This window comes from Streptomyces sp. NPDC002671 (genome assembly GCF_053592475.1).
The window spans coordinates 1-17,128 of sequence record NZ_JBSFVU010000041.1 but is presented as its reverse complement, the minus strand read 5'-3'; the positions used below and the strand labels follow the sequence as shown (position 1 = coordinate 17,128).

Genomic DNA, 17,128 nt, shown 5'->3' with positions numbered 1-17,128 from the left:
GTTCCGAGAACTCGGAGTACGACCCCAGAGCGTACTGGGGGGCAGCTGGACAACTGTCCGACACGACTCGGCTGTACGGCATTTCACCGAATCGGGCCAAGCCGACCGGAAGACTGCCTCCGGATGATGCACCAACGGGCGCGCCAGAACTTGGCAGTAGCGGCCGAACGGCTAGCCTCCTCGTGATCAATCCGATTGCTTCCGAGTCAGCGCGGGGTGTCGTTCCGCCTGATTACAGAGCTCCTGCGCGCGGAATCCATAAGCGCCGTCCGGCGATGACGGACTCCCGAGAATCCAGGTGGGTAATAATGATGCGAGGAAGAATTCGCCAACTCGGCGTCGCCGGAGTGGTCGCCGTGCTGGCGTGCGGTTGCGCTCCACAACATGCGGAGAAGAACGCGACGACACATGCCGAAGCAGTCCCGGGCAGTGCCGGTGAACCACATTACGGGGCAGCAGTTCCCCCTCTCGGTTCCCCTTCTCTCTCCCCCGCGGTGACCGGGAAGACCGTGTTGGTGGTAGGGGACTCCTGGTCCGCCAGCATCGGCCGCGGTATGAGCGAAGTCGCGGCCTCTCACAACACCGTCGTGAACGCGGGACTCGGCGGCTGCGGAATCCTGCTCCCCGTGGGCGAGGAGACCCCGGAGGCATGTCGCAAGTGGCCCACCCAGTGGCCCTCCTATCTGGAGAAGTACAAGCCCGATGCCACCTTGTTGACAGTCGGTTTCTGGGATGTCACCCCGCAGCGGCTGGCAGGCGACGAAAATCCCCGTGATCTCGCCTCGCCGACCCACGAGCAGGCCTTCCGGGACCGGCTGAACCAGGCCGTCTCTCTCCTGACCCGCCGGAACACCCCGCTGTACCTGATGACTTCGCAGCAAGTCGGCAATCCGAAGTACCGCTCCTCCGCCCTGGTGATGAACCGGGTCCTGCGGGAAGCCTCGGCGAAACATCCCGGTGTGCGACTGCTGGATCTGCGCGGCCAACTGTGCAATGACGACGGGTGTCCCAAACTCCTCGCAGGAACACAGGTCTACGACCCCACTGACCACCCCACCAAACCCGCCCGCGCACGGCTCGCCAACTGGGCTCTGAACTCAATGTTCACCAAGGACGGTGCCTGAGGTGTCGCTGGCCCTCGAACAACGTCCGGCCACAGCAGCAGGGGAGACTTTCCGCGGGAGGATCGATTCGATCGACGGCCTACGGGCCCTCGCCGTTGCCGCAGTCATGGCTTTCCACTACGGGACCGGGCTGAACGGCGGATTCCTCGGCGTCGATCTGTTCTTCGTCATCTCGGGGTTCGTCATCACCCGGCTGCTTCTGGCAGAGCGAGTCCGAGCAGCTCCCCGCCCGTCGCTGTGGAGCTTCTGGTTCCGGCGGGTCAAACGACTCCTCCCCGCCGTCCTGCTGGTGGTCGGAGCCGTCCAGACGTGGATGCTCCTGCAGGATCCTCCGGGACTGCGTCCCACCGTGAACGCCCAGACACTGGCCGCCCTCACGTATACATCCAACTGGTACGCGGTCCTTGGACACGTCGACTACTGGGACGTGTCCAAAGAGCAGGCCCCACTGAACCACCTGTGGTCCCTGGCCGTCGAGGAACAGTTCTACCTCCTGTGGCCCCTCCTTCTGATCGGGCTCACCACCTGGGGGGCCGGGCGGATCCGCCATCCCCACCGGCTTCTCCTCGCGGCTGCGGCGGTCTGCTACCTCCTGGCGCACCTTCTCTACCTCCCCGGCGTCCCGGATCGCGCCTATCTGGGCACCGACACCCGGGCCGGGGCGCTCCTGCTCGGAGCCGTCATCGCGTTCCGCCCGGGTCTGTTCTCCCGGTTCTCCCGGTTCTCCTGGCCGGCGGTAGCGGTCCTCGGCTGGTTGTGGTGCACCGCAGACATCGACTCGGCCGCCCTCTACGCCTGGCAGCTGCCTCTGGCAGGGATCGCGGCGGCGGCGTCGATCGATGCCATCGCGCACGCGGAGCGGTTCCGCAGGGCACTGTCGTCCCGCCCGCTCCTATGGCTCGGGCACCGCAGTTACGGGCTCTACCTATGGCACTGGCCCGTGTGGGTCTACCTCGGTGTCAGCCACCCGGAATGGAACCAGGCCGCGAAGGCGTCCGTAGCCGTCTGCGCGGCCGTCCTGCTCTCCGCGGCCAGCTACCGACTGATCGAGCGTCCCGTTCGAACCTCGTCGTGGCGCCCCCGTGCGCTACTTCCTGTTCTGGCTGTCTGCTGTGCCACGTTGGCCCTGGTCACCACGACCCCCGTCGCGGATCCTGTGGACGCCCACGACGGCCCGATTGTCACTGGACCGAACGCCCCGGGCGGGACGGACAACTAGCCCGCAGGTCCGCTACGGAGAGCTACTTGTCGGGTGGCGGCCCTCCAAAGCTCTGGAGGGCCGCGCGAAGTTCGGCCTGCGGCCCTCGCCGAGCTCCAGCGCGAGCTCATCGTCGGGCAGATGTGCCCGAAGAGGCGAGGGTCGCGGTCCAGGCTCAGCTGGCTGAGGCGTGGGCGGGGGAAAGCATGCTGGCGGGGCATGGCCCGGTGGCCGGCTCCGGATGGTCCGAGGGCGCCGACTCAGGTCGGGCGTCCGCGGAGTCCAGGCGGAGCATGGCCGTCTCGTCCGGGGTGCCGGGGGCTGCCTGGTAGACCACCATCCGCTGGCCGCCCGTCCGAGCCAGTTGCATGACCTCGTAGGTCAGGGTCATCGGTCCGACCTTCGGATGGCGGAAGGACTTCTGCCCGCCGCCGCGTTCGCAGACGTCGTACCGCTCCCAGAGTCGCCCGAACTCCGGTGACTTCAGCACCAGTTCACCGACGAGCGCGGTCAGCTCAGGGTCGTCCGGGTCGGCTCCGGCGACCGCCCGCAGATGTGCCACCGAGAGCGCGACCGTCTCCTCCCACGGCTGGTAGAGAGTCCGGCCGACCGGGTGGAGGAAGAGATAGCGGGTCAGGTTGCGCTGGTCCTGCGGCCAGTCCCAGAGTCCGGGCATCAGTCGCCGGCCGGGTGGGTTCGCGGCCAGTATGCGGTTGTAGCGGCTCACCACATAAGCGGGGAGCGGACGCACCGACTCCAGCATCCGCAGCACCGAGTCGCGGACGGTGTGATCGGAGGAGGCGGGCAGTTCACCGATCCGGCCTGAGGCCAACTCCACGAGCTCGTGCAGGCGTTCGTAAGCGTCGCCGCGCAGTCGCAGCGCGCGGCCGAGGGCGTCCACGACGGCGGGGGAGGGGTTGGTCTCCCGGCCGCGCTCCAGGCGGATGTAGTAGTCGACGCTCACTCCGGCCAGCGCGGCCAGCTCCTCCCGGCGCAGTCCGGGAGTACGGCGCAGTCCCGCGCCGACCGGGAGGCCGACGTCCTCCGGGCGGACCTGTGCCCTGCGGGCCTTCAGATATCTGCCGAGCTCGGTGCCCCGTGCGTCTGCTGCTGCCATTCGGCCCATTGTGGCAGGCGGACCGGGAACGTGGGGGGCCCTGTCAGGTCCTGGAACGCCGCACCCCGGGAACAGCCCGGTCTGCCAGGAGGCCGCGTGGGCGCGGAGAGTTGTTCCCGCAGCGGGCGGCCCGGCCGCCGGGGCCCAGGGGGTGCGAGGCACAGGACCGCGGCCTCGGCAGGCTGGAGCCGCCCGCCGGCGCCCTCCGATTCACAGTCAATTCCACTTGCTCACACAGGAGTTCATCATGCGGTCCACCCCTGTCCTTCCCACGTCCGCGTCCACCGCGATCGCCCACGGGCACGGTCAGCAATCATCGACGCCCACGCTCCGGCGACGACAGCCGCACCGGTCCCGACCAACCGCGCCGCCCGCCGACGCCCCCACCGTGCCGCGGCGCGGTGGCGTCGCGCTGGTCGCCTCGCTGCTCGGCTTCACGGTCATCACCATCGACGTCTCGGCCGTCAACATCGCCCTGCCCGCGATAGGGAAGTCCCTCAGCGGCGGGATGACCGGACTGCAGTGGGTGGTGGACGCGTACACCCTGATGTTCGCGGCCCTGATGATCTCCGCCGGCGCCCTCGCCGACCGTGCGGGCGCCCGCCGCGCCTACGCCTGGGGCGTGGCCCTGTTCACCCTCGCCTCCCTCGGCTGCGCACTCGCGCCCGGCATCGGCGTGCTGGTCGGCGCGCGCGTGGCGCAGGGCGGTGCCGCCGCGATCGTGATGCCGGCCTCGCTGGCGCTGATCCGGCAAGCCTACGAGGACGCCCGGGCGCGTGCCCGCGCCATCGCGCTGTGGACGGTCGGTGGTTCGGTGGCGATGGCCGCGGGTCCGGTGCTGGGCGGGCTGCTCACCGACTCGGCCGGCTGGCGGGCGGTCTTCCTGCTCAACCTCCCGGTGGGCGCGGTGATCCTGGGCCTGCTGGTCCGCGTGCCGCGCTCCGCGCGCCGACCCGCCGCGGTGGACGGCGGCGGCCAGCTCACCGCCGTATTGGCCCTGGCCGGGCTGGCCTTCGCGGTGATCGAGGGTGGCCACCTGGGCTGGACCAGCGGCCCCGTGCTGGCCGCCGCCGCGCTCGCCGTCGCCTCCGGGTGCGCCTTCCGTGTGGTGGAGGCCCGGCACCGCCAGCCCATGGTCCCGCTGGGCATGCTGATGGACCGCCGGGTGGCCGTCCCGCTGGCGGTCGGTTTCGCCGTCAACGCGGCCTTCTACGGCGGGATCTTCCTCCTCGGGCTGTACTACCAGCAGCTGCGCGGAATGTCGGGGATCGCGGCCGGGCTGATGTTCGTCCCTATGTCGGCGGTGGTGACGGCGACCAACCTGGTCTCGCCGCGGCTGGCGGAGCGGATCGGGCGGCGGCCGGTGATCGTCGCCGGCCAGCTGATCTTCACCGGAGCGATGCTGGCCATGCTGCCGCTGGCCGCGCACACCCCGGTGTGGCTGGTGCTGGTGCTGCTGCTGCCGCTGAGCGTCGGCGGGGCGCTCGTGGTGCCCGTGCTGACCGCGCTGCTGATGGACGCCGTCCCGGGTGAGCGCGCGGGGACAGCGTCGGGGCTGCTCAACTCGTTCCGCCAGACAGGCGGTGCGCTTGCCGTCGCCCTCTTCGGCAGCCTGCTCTCCGGCCCTGGCGGAGGCTTCTCCCTCCCGGGCATGCGCATCGGCCTCCTCACCGTCGCCGCCCTCCTCCTCGCCACCGCCGCCCTATCCCGCCTCCTCCTGCCCCGTGGCTGACGCCCTCGATCGGCTCCACTCGCCCCCCTGCAGCGGCTCCAGGTCCGCGAGCACGACCTCGTTGCGCCGCACCGCCTCACGCAGTTCGGGGGCTCGTTTGTTGGTCAGTGTTGTGCTTCTGCGAGGCGCGTCAAACGCCGGGCCACAGCCCCGAGGACATCACGCTTCTAGCGGGCACGAGCGAGGCCGTGGTGGCGTTCGCCGGCGACCTGTGGTGGTGGCCTGACGGCTCGGTGGACGGCCCGGTGGCCCCGGACCGCGAGGCCCTGCGCGCCTCCCGTCTGCGGGTGCTCACTGTCGCCGACCCGATCGTCCCCGGGCACGGCGCTCCTTTTCCGGCCGACGGCACCGCCTCGCTGTAGCGGATCGTCTCAATGGGGTTCGTTGGTCAGTTGGTGGTGTGTGGTGGTGAGAAGTCGGGCGGTTCTGATTGGTGTTTCCGTTCCGCCTGCTCCCAAGGAAACCGCAGGTGGCCTGGGTTGGCATGGGAACGGATCCGCCAGTTGGCCATCGCCTACTTGCATGTCGGCGAAGTGGAGCAGGCGGCCACGGTGACGGAACGCGCTCTGGATCTTTCTGCCGAGGTCTCTTCGCCCGTGGTGGCTGCCGTTCTGGACAAGGCCGCGGTGACCTGGCGTCCTACTCTTCCGGCGTGGTGTTGGCAGCGATCCAGTCGAGGCAGCCCTGTGACCCTGCTGCGATCGGCACCGCAGCGATTTCAGGGTTCTGCCAGGGGTGATGCTTGAGTAGGTGGGCTTCCAGCTCCGGGTAACGGGCGGCGGTGGTTTTCAGCAGCAGCTGCCATTCCTCGCCGGTGCCGAATTCCCCGTCGTGCCAGAACGCGGAGATCACGGGCCCGACGATCTGCGCCCCTGCCGCGAGGCGATGGCTGACGACTGCCCGCGCCAGTTCAACAGCCTGGTCTCGGGTCGGGGTTGCCGTGGACACCTGGAGAAAGTCGGCCATATCGCGAGCGTAGTTTGATCGCGTGGGTCTGCGAAGGGAGCCGTGCCCTCGTTCAGGCGGTGTGGGGGAGGTTGGCAGCTTGTGCGGCGAAGCGTTGCCGGCGTTGCTCATCAATCGGTCGATTACTCAACAGGGGCTGGGTTCGGTGCCGCCGTGGCGGCGGAGGTAGGCCAGGACGGCGCGGACCCGGCGGTGCCCGCTGTCGCCGGCCGACAGGCCGAGTTTGAGGAAGACGCTGCCGATGTGTTTGTGGACGGCGTTGTCGGTGATGAAAAGCCGCTGGGCGATGGTGGCGTTGTTGTGACCTTCGGCCATCAGAGCCAGGACCTCGCGTTCGCGGGGGGTGAGGGCGTCGACGGGGTCGCCGCGGACGGCGAGGAGCTGGGCGATGACCTCGGGGTCCATGGCGGTGCCGCCGGCGGCCACGCGGCGCAGTGCTTCGGTGAACTCTGCGATACGGCTCACCCGGTCTTTGAGTAGATAGCCGATGCCGCCGCGGGTGTCGGAGAGGAGGCGGCCGGCGTATTCCTGCTCGACGTACTGAGACAGGACCAGGACGGGAAGTCCGGGGCGGTCGCGGCGGGCCCGGAGGGCGGCGCGGATACCCTCGTCGCGGAAGGTCGGGGGCAGCCGCACGTCGACGATGGTGACGTCCGGGCGGTGGGTCTCGACGGCGGCGAGGAAGCCGGGGGCGTCATCCGTGATCGCGGCGACCTCGAAGCCCTGGGAGCCCAGCAGGAGTTCGAGTCCGGACGACAGCAGGACGTTGTCCTCGACGATGACTACACGCACGGCAGCTCCACGGTGATGGTGGTCGGCCCGCCCGGCGGGCTGCTGATCTTCATGGTGCCGTCCAGGGCGGCGGCGCGGCGGCCAATTCCGTCCAGGCCGCTGCCTCGAGATGCGTCCGCCCCGCCGGTCCCGTCGTCGGTGATCTCTGCGGACAGCATCGCGCCGTTGCGGGTGACGTGGACGGCGGCCTTGGTGGCTCGGCTGTGCCGGGCGATGTTCGCCAGCGCCTCGGTGACGGCGAAGTAGGCGACCGCTTCGACCGCGGCAGGGACCTCACCGAGCTCGCCGATGTCGATGCGGGTCGGTACGCCGGCCCTGGTGGCCAGGGTGCTGAGCGCGCCGACGAGGCCCTGGTCGGCCAGGACCGGAGGGTAGATGGTGCGGATGACCGAGCGCAGCTCGGTCATAGCCTCCTCGGTCTCGGCTTGGGCCTGCCGTACGAGCGCAGCGGCCGCGTCCGGGTTCTGGGGAAGGATCTCCCCGGCCACGGCAAGCCGCATGGCGATGGCCACCAGCCGGGCCTGGGTGCCGTCGTGCAGGTCGCGTTCGATCCGGCGGAGTTCCGCGCCGTGCGCCTGCAGGACGTCTGCGCGCGTCTGGGTCAGCTCGGTGACGCGCGCGGCCAGTTGCTCCGCGGGAGACGGTGCCAGGACTGCCAGGCAGCACCGCGCGTGCACCCGGGCGAGCGGTGGCAGGGCGATGGCCGCCAGCGCCGCAAGGAGCAGGAATTGCGCCAGGTTGATCGTCAGCGCGGAGGCCCAGCTGTTGATACGGACACCGAGCAGCAGCCGTGGCGGATCCGACGTGGGAAAGGCCCACCACCCCACGGTGACGACAAGGGTGAGGAGCAGGTTACCCAGGCACAGCATGGCGAGTGTGCCCGCGGGCAGGCCGGTGGCCACCTGAGTCACGACCCACGCAAGGTCGCGGCGGAGGTCGCGCGGGCGCGGCTGCACCGGTCGGCCCAGCAGCGCCCCGGCGCGCCGGCGGTGGCTCTCCGCCCAGGGAGCTGCCAGCGACGGTACGCACAGCAGTGGCGCCGCCAGGAGCGTCACCGTCGCGGTCATCAGGGTGCCGAGCAGGTAGCGTCCGCTGCGCCCGGTCTGGACCAACCGTGCGCGGGCCTCGCCGATCACGCGGTGCACTGGTTCGCCTTCGTCTGTCGTACGGGACCGGGAGCGGCCCTCGGACGCGCCACTGTACGTGCCGGGCCGCCCCTGCGGCACTACAGCCACCTGTAGGTTTCAATCGGCCGCCTGTGGTAGCGACTTGCAAGTCGACGCTTACCTAGCGTGGGATTCATGAGATCCACAACCCCGGCCTCCGCGCCGCAGCGCCACCCGTCCCAGCAGCGTCACCGCCGGATCGGCCGAGGGTGGCTGGCCGTCGCGGCGGCAGCACTCGTCACAGCGGGTGTGGCCATAGCTGTCCAGTCCTCGGACGACGCGGCCGCGACGTCCGCACCCGGCTACCAACAAGACGACCTGCGCCGGGACATCGATGCCATCCAGGCGCTGCGGGTCACGGGCGTACAGGCGCGGGTGACCACCGCCTCCGGCCGGGATCTGGTCGCCACCACCGGCGTCGCCGTGGCGGGCACGAACCGCCCGGTGCCCCGCGACGGCTACTTCCGGATCGCCAGCACCGGCAAAACACTCATGGCCACTGCGATCCTGCAGTTGGTCGACGACGGCAAGCTGTCACTGGACGACACGGTGGACCGCTGGCTGCCCGGTGTGATCAACGGCAACGGCAACGACGGACGGAAGATCACCGTGCGCCAACTCCTGCAGAACACCAGCGGCCTGCACGACGACCTTCCCGGCTTCGACACCCCGCAGGAGTACCACCAGCACCGCTACGACACCTACACCCCCGAACAGATCGTCGCCCGGGCGATGAAGCACCACCCGGACTTCCAGCCCGGCACCGGCTGGAGCTACTCCAACACCGGCTACGTCGTCCTCGGCATGATCGTCGAAAAGGCCGCCGGCCGCCCATGGCAGGAGGAGGTCGAGAGCCGGATCCTGAAACCGCTCGGCATGAACCACACCTACCTGCCGGGCACCACGCCCACCCTTCGCCGCCCGCACGCCGACGGCTACCAGGTATTCGCCCCCGGCGAACGGACCGACGTCACCGAACAGATCGTCCCCGACCTCGGCGGCTATGTCTCCACCACGGCGGACGTCAACCGCTTCTTCCAGGGACTGCTGGGCGGCAAGCTGCTGCCCAGGGCGCGCATGGCCGAGATGCAGGACACCGTCCCGGTCCCCAAGCCGTTCCAGGCATTCTGGCCCGGCGGACGCTACGGCCTCGGCTTGGTCAACCGCCCCCTGACCTGCGGCGGCAGCTACTGGAGCCATGAAGGAGGCGAAGCCGGCTACATCACCCTGAACGGCGCCACCGACGACGGCAGCCGCACCGTCACCGTCTCCATGTCCACCAGCTTCAACGACCTCGATCAAACGCTCCGGCAACAAAAGGCCGCCAGCAACCTCGTCGACCGCGCGCTGTGCGACACCGTCAGCAACAGACAGGGAAAGTGACCGCCCAGGACGCTCGTGCCGGCTCCGGGCCACCACAAGCTGCTGAGCCAAGGTGTCCCCGGACCTGCGCGCGGTGGTACTCGGCCGTACGCCCCGTTCAGTCGTAGGACTCCAGCTCCGAGAACATCGCGCTTCTCGCGGGCACGAGCGAGGGCGTGGTGGCGTTCGCCGGCGACCTGTGGTGGTGGCCTGACGGCTCGGTGGACGGCCCGGTGGCCCGGGACTGCGAGGCCGTGCGCGTCTCCCGTCTGCGAGTGCTCATTGTCGCCGGCCTGATCGTCCCTGGGCACGGCGCTCCTTTTCCGGCTGATGACACCGCGTCGCTGTAGCGGATGATCTCAGTGGGGTTCGTTGGTCAGTTGGTGGTGTGTGGTGGTGAGGAGTCGGGCGACTCGGAGTGGGGTGCAGAGGGTGGCGGGGGAGTGTATGGGTACGGCCCAGTAGGAGGGACATGAGCGGGGGTCGAAGTCCACGTGTTCCGGGCTGGGAACGCCGAGGTGGGTGCCGTGTCCGAGGAGTTCGATGCCGAGTTTGGCCCGCCATTCGGCTGCGGCGTGTTGCCAGGTGTGGGGCATGCTGGCGGGGGCGAGGGCGTAGTAGCGGTGTCCGCGGGGGTCGTGGATGACGGGTCCGCCGTCGAGGGCGTCGTCGAGGAAGTCGTCGGTCTCGTCGGGTTCTTCGGTTCCGGTGAGGGTGTGGATGAGCTGGCTGGGGATGCGTACGGCGGAGAAGAGCGTGCCCAGGGGCAGTAGGGCGAGTTTGTGTTCCTGCCATTCCAGGCGGGCCTGTTCGGGTGCGGGGTGGGCGGCGAGGAGCCAGTGCCCGGCGGCCAGTCGCCGTTTGGCGCTGGTGTGTACGAGCGCACCGGGCGCGGTTTGGACTGGCTGTACTGCTTTCAGGCCGTTCATCGGCGCAGCTCCCGGGCCAGGGCCCTCAGGGCGCGTCGGGTCTGGCAGAGGGCTGGGCCACCCATGCACTGCTTGCAGGTCCCCAGGTGGCCGTTGTAGCTGGTCAGGATCGGCTTGAGTGTGCAGTGGCGGCAGCCGCGGGGGAACCAGCGGCCGACGACACCAAGGATGCTGTCGTAGCGCTGCCCGAGGTCGACCGCGGTGTCGCCCTGCAGCTCGGTCCCGCACCATACGCAGTTGGCGCTGCGAAGCTGTGCGGGTGTCAGTCGTCCCGTGCCAGGCAGCTGAAGTGAGGCGAGCGCCCGCGAGTGGGCCGACGGAGTCGCGGTGGTCATGCTACGGCGCCCCTTTGGCGGAAGAGTTCGGCGAGGCGCAGCGCGACGGCTGTGCGGCCTCGGTCGTGGTCCATATGCGCGAGGGCCGAAGTCGCTGGTTGTGGGGCCATGAACAGGACGGTAGGGACCCGCTCTTGACCTGGGCCAGGCGATGTTCTCGAATGTTCTTGCACACTGGCCGGATGTTCTCGTGTGGTCTGGTGAAGGGGGCGGTGCCCTGTAGTGCGGGGCCTGCCCGCGCCGTGATGCTGGTCGTCCACACTCCGAAGACGGAGGCGACATGGCACGACGACTGCGGTTCAACGGTACGGACAGCAAGAACGGGGGCTGCCCGGCGCTACACAGCGACGCTGACTCCGGAGAGATCATCGTCCAGGGAGTCCGCTCACCGATCCCGAAGATCTTGTCCAGCTCCAGCACTTCGGTTCGGGCGACGCGGCGGTGGTGGTGCCGCGTGAGCTGCTCGTCAACCACGGACCGAAGGAGATGGAACGCGTAGCCAAGCTGATCAGCTTCGAAGAGTTCGGCCGCCTCTTCGAGACGTTCGAGCACTCGGCTTGGCACTTGGAGACGCGTTGCGGCTACGCCTCTGATCGGGATGACGCCGGCTTCGCAGAATTTCAGCGGACGGGCCGGGTCCCGATGGACCTCGACAGCGACTGGTGCACCAACATCCGTCAACAGACCGACCGCGGCAAGTACGTCGGGCGCGTCCGCGTTGTCAACGACCCGCCCAGTGAAGGCCAGTTGTTTCTTCTGGACTACGCGCGTACCAACGCTGCCACCGGCGAGGAGGTCCGCAACGCATGGCGGGATGACGCGGTTCGCGCTCGCATCCCTGCCGAGGACTTCTGGGTCTTCGACAGCCGCCTTGTGGTCGTGCTCCACTTTGACGACGAGGACGTGCTGGGGGACCTGGAGGTCATCACGGAGCCTGCCGTGGTGCTGGGGTACTGCCAGATCCGCGACGCCGCTGTACACATCTCGAAGCCGTACGACGAGTTCGTGGCGCAACTGCGCCAGCGCTGACGGGGAGCCGGTGGGCACAGACTTTCAGCAGGCCCGGGAAGCCCTCGGAGTACGGCTCCGGGAATTGCGCCTGTCGGCCCCCGGCGGTCGGCTCACCGGCACCCAGCTTGCCCAGCGGCTTGGCTGGCCGCACTCCAAGATCTACAAACTCGAGGGTGGCCGTCAGACCGCGACCAGCGATGACCTGCGGGCCTGGGCTGAAGGTGTTGGTCAGTCCGATGCTATCGATGAACTCGATGCCCGCCTCAAGGGGTTCGAATCCCACATTCGCTCCTGGCGTCGCCAACTCGCTGCCGGTCACCGGCCCGTCCAGGACAGCTGGAACCTGGAGGTGTCACGGTCCACGGTCATCCGCGCGTGGGAGGAGGCTGTCGTCCCGGGCATGCTCCAGACTCCCGATTACGCGCGGGCCATCTTCATCCGCTATGCCGACCTCCACGGGACGGCCCGCGATACTGATGAGGCCGTACGGGCCCGGATACGCCGCCAGGAGTGGCTCTACGAGGCTGGTCACCGATTCTACTCCCTGGTGTGGGAGGCGGCACTTCACGCCCTGATCTGCACCCCGTCCGTCCTCGGAGCCCAGCTGGACCGCCTCACGGGCGTGATCGGTATGGACACCGTGGAGCTGGGGATCATTCCGCTCGGAGCCTCACTCAAGGTACCCGCCGCGAACGGGTTCTGCGTCCTGGACGACCGAGTCGTCATCACTGAGGACTGGCACGCCGAGCTGTGGCTGGACGATGCCGACTCCATCGCCACCTACCTGCGGGTGTGGAATCTGCTCCGGGAGTCGGCGGTGTACGGGGCAAACGCACACAACCTCATCAACCGGGCCCGGCGGGCGCTGAACTCCATCTGATGTCGGGCATGACGAACGCGCCTGGCCCTTGTGCGTGTGGGTGGTGTCATGGGGTGCAGGACGGTCAGGCGACTCGCAGTTTTTTGCGGCGGTCGCGGGCCAGTTGCTCCCGGTACTCTTCGACGGCTTGGTGGTACCGGGTGACGAAGTGCGGGTCGTCGAGCCGGTCGAGGGGGTTCATCTGCTCGATGGCGGCCACGGCCTCAGCTGGATGCTGGTAGCCGGCGAGCATGGGGTTGATGCGGTAGACGCCGTTGCGTTCTTTCTTCACCAGCCGGGCGAGTATCAGGTCGCGCAGGCCGGAGGTGACGCTCGGTCGGCTCAGTCCCAGGAGGGCAGCGATCTGAGCCTGGCCTGTCTCTATGCGCCCACCTGGCTCGCTGCGGGACCGCAGGGCGTGAAGGATGCGGTATGCCGGTTGCGACAGGTTCAGGGAGGCCACCACGCCCTCGGCATTGACCGGTGCGAACAACAGCCCGCTCACAGATCGTCCTCCTTCGGCATCGTCACCCCGTGCATTTCATCGAACTGCTTCTGCTTCCGCTCCATGCGCGCGTCGAACCGCTGCCGTCGTTCGCGCCGCTCCTCAGCCCGCTTCATGCGGAACTCGTAAATCGCCTGCTGGTGAGGTACGTCAGCGCCTTCTGCGCCCCGCGCTCCTCGCGCATCCGGCCGGTGGGCATGGTACGTTCGAAAACTTTGCTCGTACCGGAAGGAATGCCATGGACGCCCTTTCTCCGCACAGCCAGTTCCTCAGCGAGGTGCTTCCTCGGATTCAGCAGGATTCGAGAGTGGCCGGTGTTGCCGTCGCAGGGTCGATCGCCGGGGGACACCCCGACATCTACTCCGATGTCGATCTGATCGTGGTCATCGATGACAAGGCGTACGACTCGGTCATGCAGGAGCGACTCGCGTTGATCGGTTCGTGGGCTGCCCTTGTGGCAGGGTTTACCGGGGAGCACGTCGGCGAACCACGCCTGATCATCACGCTGATCGGCCCGCCCCTCCTCCATGTCGACTTCAAGTTCGTGCGGGCCTCCGACTTTGCCGAGCGCGCCGAGGACCCCGACATCCTCTGGGACCGAGACGGCGGCCTGGCCAGCTCGCTCGCGGAGCATCCGCTGACAGCCCCGTCACTCGACCTCCAGTGGATCGAGGACCGGTTCTGGATCTGGGTGCACTACGGTGCGACGAAACTTGGCCGCGGTGAGCTCTTCGAGGTCATCGGCTTCCTCAGCTACCTTCGCGAGGTCGTGCTGGGGCCTCTGGCCGCTCGGCGGGTGGGTGCATCACCTCGCGGCGTCCGCCACCTCGAATCAATCGCACCGGAGGAGGCACGCGACCTTCAGGCAACCCTCTGCGGCTACGACCGGTATGACGCCGGCCAGGCTCTCCTCGCCAGCGTCGAGCTCTATCGGCGGTGGTTCGACGACACCGGAGCGACAATCGAACGCCGCCGCCACGCCGAAAAGCTCGCCGTGCAATACCTCCACGACGTCATCGATGAGAAGACCTGACCAAGCTGCCCCGGCGTGGGGGCCAAGGGCGTCCGCTACTGTCTCTCATCTCCGGGGCGCCACAGGCTGGCACGGTGGTGTGAGTCACTCGGCTGGGTTTGCTGCGGCTGTCATAGCGATGTCCACTCTTGCCTCATGGAACGGGTTGTGCCATCGGGCGGTTCGTTCGCATGGGGTCGACTGCTCTGCGTTGCACGTGGGGCAGGGCTGGGCTGTGATCTCTGCGGTACGGTCGGCTTCGGCGAGCCACATCTCGCGGCGCGCTGCGAGCATTTTGCGTGCGGCGGTGTGCTGTTGTTCGGCGAGGTAGCGGCGGGTGGCCTGCTCTGTGTGGTCTTCGAGCGGGTCGCCTAGCAGTTCGCGCAGGTCGCCGTCGAGGGGCGGTTCGGGGACGGTTGGCGTGTAGAAGTTGGCTGCCTCGATGGCGAAGGCCTTGGGGCCGTCGACGCCAGCGAGCTTGCGCCGCGCCTGGTGGAGGCTGCGCACTGTGTCTCCCTTGGGGGATTGGCACAGGCGGCCAGCCGGCGCAGTGCAGTGCGGGCACCGCACTGAGAGGATCATGATGATGTTGCGGCGCCGCCGTTCAGTCTCGTGGCGGCGTTCTTCTTCAGCCCGTTTCCGGCGTTCCTGAGCAGCCTGTTCCTCCGCTTGTCGGCGTTTCAAGGCCTCCGGGCTGGGGTGGGCACGGCACGGCTCACGGGAGGTGTCCCATCTGCACGGTTCACCGTCCTTACGGGGCTGGCCGCACAGGTTCGGGTTGGTCAGGTCCAAAGTGCGGCCAAGGCGCCAGGAGCCGTGGATGGGCGCCGAGCAGCGGGTGCAACATGCAGTGTCTGGTTCCACCGGCACGACTTCGTAGCGGTAACCGTTCACGATGACCACCGGCCGGGAGCAGCTGCATGTCCCGTCCTCGCTCGCGTTCTCAGTCCTCACGTACTACTAACGGTCCAGGCGCACAAAAAACGGCGTGCTTCTGAACTCAGCTCACCCGATTGGGGGACCAGGCATAGTTGGCCGCCGGTGCTGCGGTGGGTGCGCCGTTCTTGCTGGGTGTGCTGCGAGGGGGTAGAGGGCCTGGCTGTGAAACGTTTGTTCAGGCGGTTGGTCGGTTTCGTAGGGACACGACGACCTTGCGTCCGGTGGCTTTGTCGCCGAGGCGGAAGAACTTCACTTGGCCTTCGCTGTGTGTGTGTTCCAGCCATCCGTCTTCCACGAGTTCCCTGCGGGCGCGTGAGAAGTGCGGCGCTGGAACTCCTATGCGCTCGGCTAGTTCAGCCGCCGTGCGCTCGACGGCGTTGTCCAGGCCCCCGAGGATTGCGTATGTCATCAGTACGTTCTGCTTCAGGTGGGGCAGTGTCCTCGTCCGTTCCTGCAGGGCGGCGAGGTCTGGGTACGGGCTTTGACGTGGCATGGGGTCGGCCCTTCGATGCTGAGCCGGAGCGTCCCGGCAGAGTCGGCAGGTGGAAGGCGGCGGCCTGTTCGGACTGTTCCCGCCCGGAGAGGGCGGAAATGATGTGCGGACTTGCCCGGTACTTGATCGTCCGGCCGATCACTTCGGCCAGGAGGAACATCTTGTGCTCGGCGAGCTTCTTCGCGATCCTCCTGGTGGCCTGCGGGGTCAGTCCGAGGAATTCGGCGGCGTCCTTCGCGGTCGCGCCGCCCTCCTCGTAGGTCATGATCCCGCAGTAGAAGAAGACGCGTAAGTCGTCGCCGGTGATCCCGGAGTCCTTGGCCAGCATGGCCTTGACGCGGCTGAAGCTGAACTGCCCGTGTCGGCCGCCGAAGGCGTAAGGCCGGCGGGAGTCGTCTTCCTCTGGCTCCCACAGCTCATGGACCTCACCGGTCGCGGTGTTCACCAGTTCCCGGCTGTGCCCGCTCCGCCCCTGCTTCGGCACGTACGTCCCCCGACCTGGCTTGCGTGGCTGCTGTCTGACGGTCTTTAGCTTACCTACTGCGACATGTCGTGTGTGGTAATCGAAAGAATCAGAGAGTTCCCTCGATTACCACACACGACATGAACGTGAGCGACATGTATCGGCATCCTAGGATGCCGATATGAGCATCCTGCGATGCCTATGTTGCGCGCTTTTTCGCAGGTCAAAGGCTCGCGGAGGCTGCGCGCTCTATATGCGACCAACGAACGCGTCAGCGTGCGGCCCCCACGGGCGGATCTGGCCCATCTCACCCATGGCTTCCATGTCACATCCCGGTGTGGGTGTCGAGGCATGGGGGGCTGACGTCTCTTCAAGTTCGTTGGGAGGCCTGCACTAGCGCCGGTTCCTCTCTTCGCATCTTGGTGTCGGTCAGCCGGGACAGCCTGCTCCCTGTCTGGCACGCCTGGGACAGGCGTCGTGATCCAAAGTCGATCCGGGAGTATTTTTGAAGCATCACATCTGTGCCTGTCTGCGTTGCTCCGGATGGCAGGCTGGCGGTCATGGAACGAAGAAGCCACCAGTGGACGCTGAGTGTTGATGGGGAGCGGTTCGAGGTCTGTGATCGCCCGGACGAGCCGGGGACCTATGACTTCACGTGGCTGACCGGACCTGATCCGGAGTACGGCTTCACCTCTCGAGTGCATGGAGCCGAGCCGCCGAGCGCGGAGGAACTGAAAGCCTACGCGAGGGAGTTCCTGCGCCAAGTGGACCCAGACACTGGACACATCGAGTGACCTAAAGCCAGTCAACCAGCCCCCGCACACCCTTCCCGCTGCTAGCTGTGGCGTGCCGCGCGAAGCGTGGTACGCCTTGTGACGCGTTAGCGTCACGGTGGCTGGAGCGCAGCGGAAGCCACCTTCCGACCGAAGGCCGGCCACGCCCCGCGATAGCGGGGCGTGCGCTCCTGGAGCGCAGCGGAAGGAGCGTCAGTAACCCTGCTCCGCAGGGTTACTGGGCGGGGAGCGCAGCGAGCCGCCTCCGCTCCCGCGGAGCGGGAGCGGAACCCCCGCGCGCAGCGCGGGGGTTCGCTTGCATCGCGCGCAGCGCGATGGCACCCGCTCCGCG

General features: G+C 68.0%; 17 protein-coding genes and 2 pseudogenes. 9 read left to right on the top strand and 10 right to left on the bottom strand.

What is annotated here, in order from left to right; genetic code table 11:
• Positions 1 to 275: 275 nt before the first annotated feature.
• Both ACWD35_RS38285 and ACWD35_RS38280 read left to right on the top strand, forming a co-directional pair.
• A complete protein-coding gene (locus tag ACWD35_RS38285) occupies positions 276 to 1,124 on the top strand; it encodes a DUF459 domain-containing protein (protein ID WP_451355982.1) in 849 nt (282 codons plus the stop codon).
• Positions 1,117 to 2,343: an acyltransferase family protein gene (locus ACWD35_RS38280; RefSeq protein WP_451355981.1), complete on the top strand. Its 1,227-nt coding sequence runs from the start codon at positions 1,117 to 1,119 to the stop codon at positions 2,341 to 2,343. The genes ACWD35_RS38285 and ACWD35_RS38280 overlap by 8 nt, the downstream gene beginning before the upstream one ends.
• A 154-nt stretch (positions 2,344 to 2,497) precedes the next feature.
• On the opposite strand, the gene ACWD35_RS38275 is transcribed toward ACWD35_RS38280, so the two are convergent.
• The gene (locus ACWD35_RS38275; protein ID WP_451355980.1) at positions 2,498 to 3,439 is read right to left on the bottom strand and encodes a helix-turn-helix domain-containing protein; all 942 of its coding nucleotides are present in this window, start codon (positions 3,437 to 3,439) and stop codon (positions 2,498 to 2,500) included.
• Between the two features lie 247 nt (positions 3,440 to 3,686).
• Here ACWD35_RS38275 and ACWD35_RS38270 point away from each other — a divergent pair, with 247 nt between their 5' ends.
• The gene (locus ACWD35_RS38270) at positions 3,687 to 5,171 is read left to right on the top strand and encodes an MFS transporter (protein WP_451355979.1); all 1,485 of its coding nucleotides are present in this window, start codon (positions 3,687 to 3,689) and stop codon (positions 5,169 to 5,171) included.
• 131 nt (positions 5,172 to 5,302) lie between these two features.
• Positions 5,303 to 5,533, top strand: a pseudogene (locus ACWD35_RS38265) (MBL fold metallo-hydrolase); the annotation flags it as partial.
• A 277-nt stretch (positions 5,534 to 5,810) separates the two neighbouring features.
• On the opposite strand, the gene cutA reads toward ACWD35_RS38265, so the two are convergent.
• The 3 genes from cutA to ACWD35_RS38250 all read right to left on the bottom strand — a co-directional run bounded on the left by cutA (position 5,811) and on the right by ACWD35_RS38250 (position 8,074).
• Positions 5,811 to 6,137 (bottom strand): divalent-cation tolerance protein CutA, encoded by a 327-nt coding sequence (gene cutA / locus ACWD35_RS38260; RefSeq protein WP_451355978.1) that lies wholly within the window; start codon positions 6,135 to 6,137, stop codon positions 5,811 to 5,813.
• 126 nt (positions 6,138 to 6,263) lie between these two features.
• Complete coding sequence (locus tag ACWD35_RS38255; RefSeq protein ID WP_451355977.1) at positions 6,264 to 6,929, bottom strand: response regulator; 666 nt, start codon at positions 6,927 to 6,929, stop codon at positions 6,264 to 6,266.
• Positions 6,920 to 8,074, bottom strand: coding sequence for a sensor histidine kinase (locus tag ACWD35_RS38250; RefSeq protein ID WP_451355976.1), 1,155 nt, complete (start codon positions 8,072 to 8,074; stop codon positions 6,920 to 6,922). Before ACWD35_RS38250 ends, ACWD35_RS38255 begins: the two co-directional genes overlap by 10 nt.
• A 156-nt stretch (positions 8,075 to 8,230) precedes the next feature.
• Here ACWD35_RS38250 and ACWD35_RS38245 point away from each other — a divergent pair, with 156 nt between their 5' ends.
• Positions 8,231 to 9,478: a serine hydrolase domain-containing protein gene (locus tag ACWD35_RS38245; protein ID WP_451355975.1), complete on the top strand. Its 1,248-nt coding sequence runs from the start codon at positions 8,231 to 8,233 to the stop codon at positions 9,476 to 9,478.
• A gap of 97 nt (positions 9,479 to 9,575) precedes the next feature.
• Here the strand turns inward: ACWD35_RS38245 and ACWD35_RS38240 are convergent, their stop codons facing one another.
• The 3 genes from ACWD35_RS38240 to ACWD35_RS38230 all read right to left on the bottom strand — a co-directional run bounded on the left by ACWD35_RS38240 (position 9,576) and on the right by ACWD35_RS38230 (position 10,721).
• Positions 9,576 to 9,740 carry a hypothetical protein gene (locus ACWD35_RS38240; protein WP_451355974.1) on the bottom strand — a complete coding sequence of 55 codons (165 nt, stop codon included), beginning with the start codon at positions 9,738 to 9,740 and terminating at the stop codon, positions 9,576 to 9,578.
• 76 nt (positions 9,741 to 9,816) lie between these two features.
• The gene (locus ACWD35_RS38235) at positions 9,817 to 10,386 is read right to left on the bottom strand and encodes a hypothetical protein (protein ID WP_451355973.1); all 570 of its coding nucleotides are present in this window, start codon (positions 10,384 to 10,386) and stop codon (positions 9,817 to 9,819) included.
• A complete protein-coding gene (locus ACWD35_RS38230) occupies positions 10,383 to 10,721 on the bottom strand; it encodes a hypothetical protein (protein WP_451355972.1) in 339 nt (112 codons plus the stop codon). The genes ACWD35_RS38235 and ACWD35_RS38230 overlap by 4 nt, the downstream gene beginning before the upstream one ends.
• Positions 10,722 to 11,001: 280 nt before the next feature.
• Here ACWD35_RS38230 and ACWD35_RS38225 point away from each other — a divergent pair.
• Together ACWD35_RS38225 and ACWD35_RS38220 are read left to right on the top strand one after the other, a co-directional pair.
• Positions 11,002 to 11,750, top strand: a pseudogene (locus ACWD35_RS38225) (DUF6879 family protein).
• A gap of 10 nt (positions 11,751 to 11,760) precedes the next feature.
• Positions 11,761 to 12,612 carry a helix-turn-helix domain-containing protein gene (locus ACWD35_RS38220; RefSeq protein WP_451355971.1) on the top strand — a complete coding sequence of 284 codons (852 nt, stop codon included), beginning with the start codon at positions 11,761 to 11,763 and terminating at the stop codon, positions 12,610 to 12,612.
• A 64-nt stretch (positions 12,613 to 12,676) separates the two neighbouring features.
• Here ACWD35_RS38220 and ACWD35_RS38215 read toward each other — a convergent pair whose 3' ends face one another.
• The gene (locus ACWD35_RS38215) at positions 12,677 to 13,096 is read right to left on the bottom strand and encodes a MarR family transcriptional regulator (RefSeq protein WP_451355970.1); all 420 of its coding nucleotides are present in this window, start codon (positions 13,094 to 13,096) and stop codon (positions 12,677 to 12,679) included.
• Between the two features lie 238 nt (positions 13,097 to 13,334).
• Between ACWD35_RS38215 and ACWD35_RS38210 the strand changes: the two genes are divergently transcribed.
• Entirely contained in the window at positions 13,335 to 14,129 is a 795-nt protein-coding gene (locus ACWD35_RS38210; protein WP_451355969.1) for a nucleotidyltransferase domain-containing protein, read from the top strand.
• An 84-nt stretch (positions 14,130 to 14,213) separates the two neighbouring features.
• Here ACWD35_RS38210 and ACWD35_RS38205 read toward each other — a convergent pair whose 3' ends face one another.
• Together ACWD35_RS38205 and ACWD35_RS38200 are read right to left on the bottom strand one after the other, a co-directional pair.
• Positions 14,214 to 14,972, bottom strand: a complete 759-nt coding sequence (locus ACWD35_RS38205; protein WP_451356002.1) for a zinc finger domain-containing protein — start codon at positions 14,970 to 14,972, stop codon at positions 14,214 to 14,216.
• Positions 14,973 to 15,400: 428 nt separating this feature from the next.
• Complete coding sequence (locus tag ACWD35_RS38200; RefSeq protein WP_451355968.1) at positions 15,401 to 16,024, bottom strand: MarR family transcriptional regulator; 624 nt, start codon at positions 16,022 to 16,024, stop codon at positions 15,401 to 15,403.
• Positions 16,025 to 16,563: 539 nt separating this feature from the next.
• On the opposite strand from ACWD35_RS38200, the gene ACWD35_RS38195 reads away from it, so the two are divergent.
• Positions 16,564 to 16,797 carry a hypothetical protein gene (locus tag ACWD35_RS38195; RefSeq protein WP_451355967.1) on the top strand — a complete coding sequence of 78 codons (234 nt, stop codon included), beginning with the start codon at positions 16,564 to 16,566 and terminating at the stop codon, positions 16,795 to 16,797.
• The last annotated feature ends 331 nt before the right edge of the window (positions 16,798 to 17,128 follow it).